3 protein-coding genes are annotated in these 3960 nt (G+C 63.2%); all 3 read right to left on the reverse strand.

The genetic code is table 11. From position 1 onward, the window contains the following. Positions 1–250: 250 nt before the first annotated feature. Positions 251–1747: a sugar ABC transporter ATP-binding protein gene (locus EN749_RS32210; protein WP_128364680.1), complete on the reverse strand. Its 1497-nt coding sequence runs from the start codon at positions 1745–1747 to the stop codon at positions 251–253. After that, a complete protein-coding gene (locus EN749_RS32215) occupies positions 1747–2796 on the reverse strand; it encodes a hypothetical protein (protein ID WP_128364681.1) in 1050 nt (349 codons plus the stop codon). The genes EN749_RS32210 and EN749_RS32215 overlap by 1 nt, the downstream gene beginning before the upstream one ends. Then, positions 2793–3960: SMP-30/gluconolactonase/LRE family protein (locus EN749_RS32220; protein ID WP_145991091.1), on the reverse strand; the 1168-nt coding region annotated here is incomplete at its 5' end. The genes EN749_RS32220 and EN749_RS32215, both read right to left, overlap by 4 nt.

Consider the following 3960-nt stretch of genomic DNA (forward strand, 5'->3'; position numbering starts at 1 on the left):
GTGTGGTCCTTTCGCTTCGATCGATGAACTGGTTCGTTGAATCAAGTTTCGAGCAAAGGCGGCTAACCGGCTTCTTTGACCCAGTTTTTGGCCCGCAATAGCGTTGAAGATTAGCCGAGGCACCTAAACTTCGTCATCCACGGGCGAAGCAGGCGCGAAGCGCCGTCGCGGAGACCCGAGGATGACGATGAGGTAGAAGCCTTCGCCAAATTGCCAACGTATGTGGACCACCGACCACCCGCCAAAAAACCTAGTGAACCGCCGCGTACATGATCTTCTCCTCCGTCGCCTCGGCCGGCGAAAACTCCTCGACGATGCGGCCCTGGCGGCAGACCAGGATGCGGTCGGACAGGTTCATGATCTCCGGCAGGTAGGACGAGATGACGACGACGGCCAGGCCCTCGTCGGCCAGCCGGTTGATGATCTGATGGATCTCGGCGATCGCGCCGACATCGACGCCGCGCGTCGGCTCATCGAAGATGACGATGCGCGGCTGCTGCACCAGCCCCTTGCCGATCACCACCTTCTGCTGGTTGCCGCCGGACAGTTCGACGACGCGCGCATTGTCGTTGATCGCCTTGATGTTCAGCGTCTTCGTCCATTCGGCTGAGAGCGCGCGCATTTCCTGCGCATTGATCACCCAGGCCTTTTCCCGGTCCGCCGCCAGCAGTCCGCCGAACAGGTTCTCGGCAATGCCCATCGTCTCGAAGATGCCCTCGCTCTTGCGATCCTCGGTGACATAGACGATGCCGTCGGCCACCGCCTCGCTCGGCACGAGATAGCGCACCGGCCTGTCATCGAGCTCGATGGCGCCGCCGCGCAGAAAGTCGCGCTTGTAGATGCCGGAGACGATCTTGAAGGTTTCGGTGCGGCCGGAGCCAATCAGCCCGAACACACCGGTGATCTGGCCCTCGAAGATCGAGAAGGACGTGTTGCGCACGACATTGCTCATCGAGATGTCCTGCACCGACAGCACCTTCTTGCCCGCCTTGCGAAGCTTCGCTTCGTCGCGCTGCCGGTAGATCTGCCCCGACAGCGTGCGCCCGACCATTGCGGACACGATCCTGTCGCGGTCGAAAGCAGACGTGTCGTCGGTGATGACCAGCTCGCCGTCGCGCAGGATGGTGATGCGGTCGGCGATATCGAGCGCCTCTTCCAGCGCGTGGCTGATGAAGACGATCGACACGCCGCTCGCCTTCAGCCGCCGGATCAGCGCGAAGAAGTGCCGCTTTTCTTCCGGCGTCAGCGTCGCCGTCGGCTCGTCGAAGATGATGATCTCGGCATTGTGGTGCACCGCGCGCGCGATCTCGACCATCTGCCGCTTGGCAGCACCCAGCGTCGCCACCATGGCGTTCGGGTCGACGGGAAAGTTCAGCGATTGCAGGAATTGCTGCGCCGAAATGTAGGTGCCGCGCAGCCGGTTGAGGAACTTTTCGGTGCCGAGATAGAGGTTCTGCGCCACCGTCATCGACGGCACCAGGCTCGTCTCCTGGAACACCATGGCGATGCCGGCTTCAAGCGCTGCATGCGGCGAGGCGTAGGCGATCTCTTGCCCCTTGTGGAACATCTTGCCCGAGGTGGCGTCGACCACACCGGCGATGATCTTGGTCAGCGTCGATTTTCCCGCGCCGTTCTCACCGAGCAGCGCGTGGATTTCGCCTTTGCGCAGGTCGAAGCTGACATTCTTCACCGCGGGCACGCCGCGGTAGTTCTTGGTGACATTCTCCAGACGGACAATCGGTTCCATCAGAAACCTCCCGTGGCGACGGAAAGGATACAGTCGCCGCCCCTGGAGGCGATGAACAGAAGACCGTCCTTTTCCGCAACGCTGCAGATGCCATGGCGCGTGCCGTTGGCGCGGCTGTGCAGGCTGAATTGCGGCTGCATCTTCTGGTCGAGCCTGACCACCAGCCCGTAGGAGCGGCTCGGCGACCATGGCTTGTGGATGCCCATGGTGCGGATGCCGCCGCATTGCAGCGGCTCGAGGAAGCTGCGGCTGGAGGCCAGCGCCGGCGCGATCCAGTAGGCCGGCGGCACCTGGCTCAGCATGTCCTGACGGTAATGCGTTTCCTGTAGCACGAACTCGATCAGCCGGTTGCGCGGCGCAAACAGGGTCAGCCACGCCCCACCATCGGCGGAAGGCGACAGCCGCGCGGGATAGCCGGGCAGATGCGTCAGAACCGTCGAGCGGCTGCCCGTCGCGCCATCGAAACGCACCAACTGATGACGCCAGCTTTCGCAGACTAGCACATCGCTGCCGACTGGATGCAGGCCATGGGGAGAGGCAATCTCGCCGGCGACTTTGCGGAAATCACCGCCCGCGGCGTCTCGCTTCCACAGCGAACCGGAGGCACCCTTCTTCATCAAATCGGCAGCCCATTGCGACGGCGCGTGCTCGGCCGAGCCATTGGCCAGCCACAACGTGCCGTCATCCGCATAGGCAAGTGCGGTGATGCAGCTGAGGTCAGCCGGCAGCGAAACGTCGCTGCCCCCGATCAGCAGCTTTCCGCTTTCCACCCCGACCGTCAGTTCACCGGATGGCGACAGCGCCAGCGCGGTGACGGCAGACGGAAAGGTCTCGACCACGACAGGTTCCGCTCCAGCCGCAATCGAATGGATGGCGTTGCCGCTGGAGGCCAGTAGCCTGTCACCGGTAACGAGCAGATTGTCTGGTTCCGTCAGCTCGGCAAAGGCCGGCGCATCATCCAGCCGCGTGTTGGGGCGAAAAGCGCCGTCGAGCGGCGGGATGGTGACCGCCTTGCCGCGAAACAGGTCCAGCACCGGATCGAGGATCATGGCTTCGCCCCCCAATAGGAAGCGGGACTGGTCCAGTTCGGGTCGGCGCCTGCGATCTTGTAGCGGCCAATGCGGTTGTTGAGGATGCCGCCGACGAACAGATATCCCTTGTGCTCGCGCATCGAGGTGACCATCGGATGCGCGCCGCCGGTGAGGTCGCCCATTGCCTCGACGATGCCGCCCTTCTCGTTGAATTTGACCACGCCGCCGGTGTTGATGTTGGGGAACAGCCATTCATCCTGCGGCAGGCGGCGCGTCATGCGCTTGCGCATGTCGGGATGGCGCAGCGACAGGTCGAAGCTCGGCGTGCGCATGCCGAGCCACGCCATCCAATAATTACCATCGGAGGCGCGGTTGATGTTGTCGGGATAGCCCGGCATGTCGCGGATGACGCATTCGGCGGTGCCGGCCTTCGGTCCTTCCAGCCAGTAGCGATGCACGCGGCAAGCCCAGCTTTCGGCGAAGAACAGCGACTTGCCGTCATGCGCCATGCACACACCGTTGGTGTAGCGGTAACCGTCGAGCAGCGTCTTCGTCGAGCCGTCCTTCGGGTCATAGACCAGCAGCCGGCCCGTGGCGCGGTTCTCGATCGAATCCAGCGCCCATTCATGCGCGTCGTAGCGCTTGGTGGAGTCGGTGAAATAGATGCGCCCGTCGGGTGCGATGTCGCAGTCATTGGGATCGCGCAGCCGCGCATCGTCGACGATCGAGGTCCACGAACGCGACGTCTCCGCCGACAGGCGTTTGACCTCCCGCTCCGGCGAGACGGAGTAGAGCCCCATGGCGCCGACGCAGCTGATCAGATTGCCTGATTTGTCGAAGGCCAGCCCCAGGGGGAAACCGCCGATGTGAGCAAACACCTCGGATTTGACGTAGTCCGGCGCGAAGAAGCGGACGATTTCGCCATGGCGCGTGCCGCAATAGAGATTGTCGTCACGGTCGAGAATGACGTCTTCAGGCCCTTCCAGCTCGCCAAGCCCGATATGCTCTGCGGCCGACAACCGGTTGTCGAGTTCGTAGGGCGTTCCGGAGCCTGGTGCGGCCGACTGCGTCTCGCCCATCTTGAGATAGACCGGCGCAACATAGACCTCGTTCAGCACCTTGTGGCGGTTCTTCAGCCAGCGGATGTCGATGGTCACCGCGACCGCCAGCATGATGCCCAGC

This window comes from Mesorhizobium sp. M7A.F.Ca.ET.027.02.1.1 (genome assembly GCF_004022985.1).
Taxonomy (GTDB): Bacteria; Pseudomonadota; Alphaproteobacteria; order Rhizobiales; family Rhizobiaceae; genus Mesorhizobium.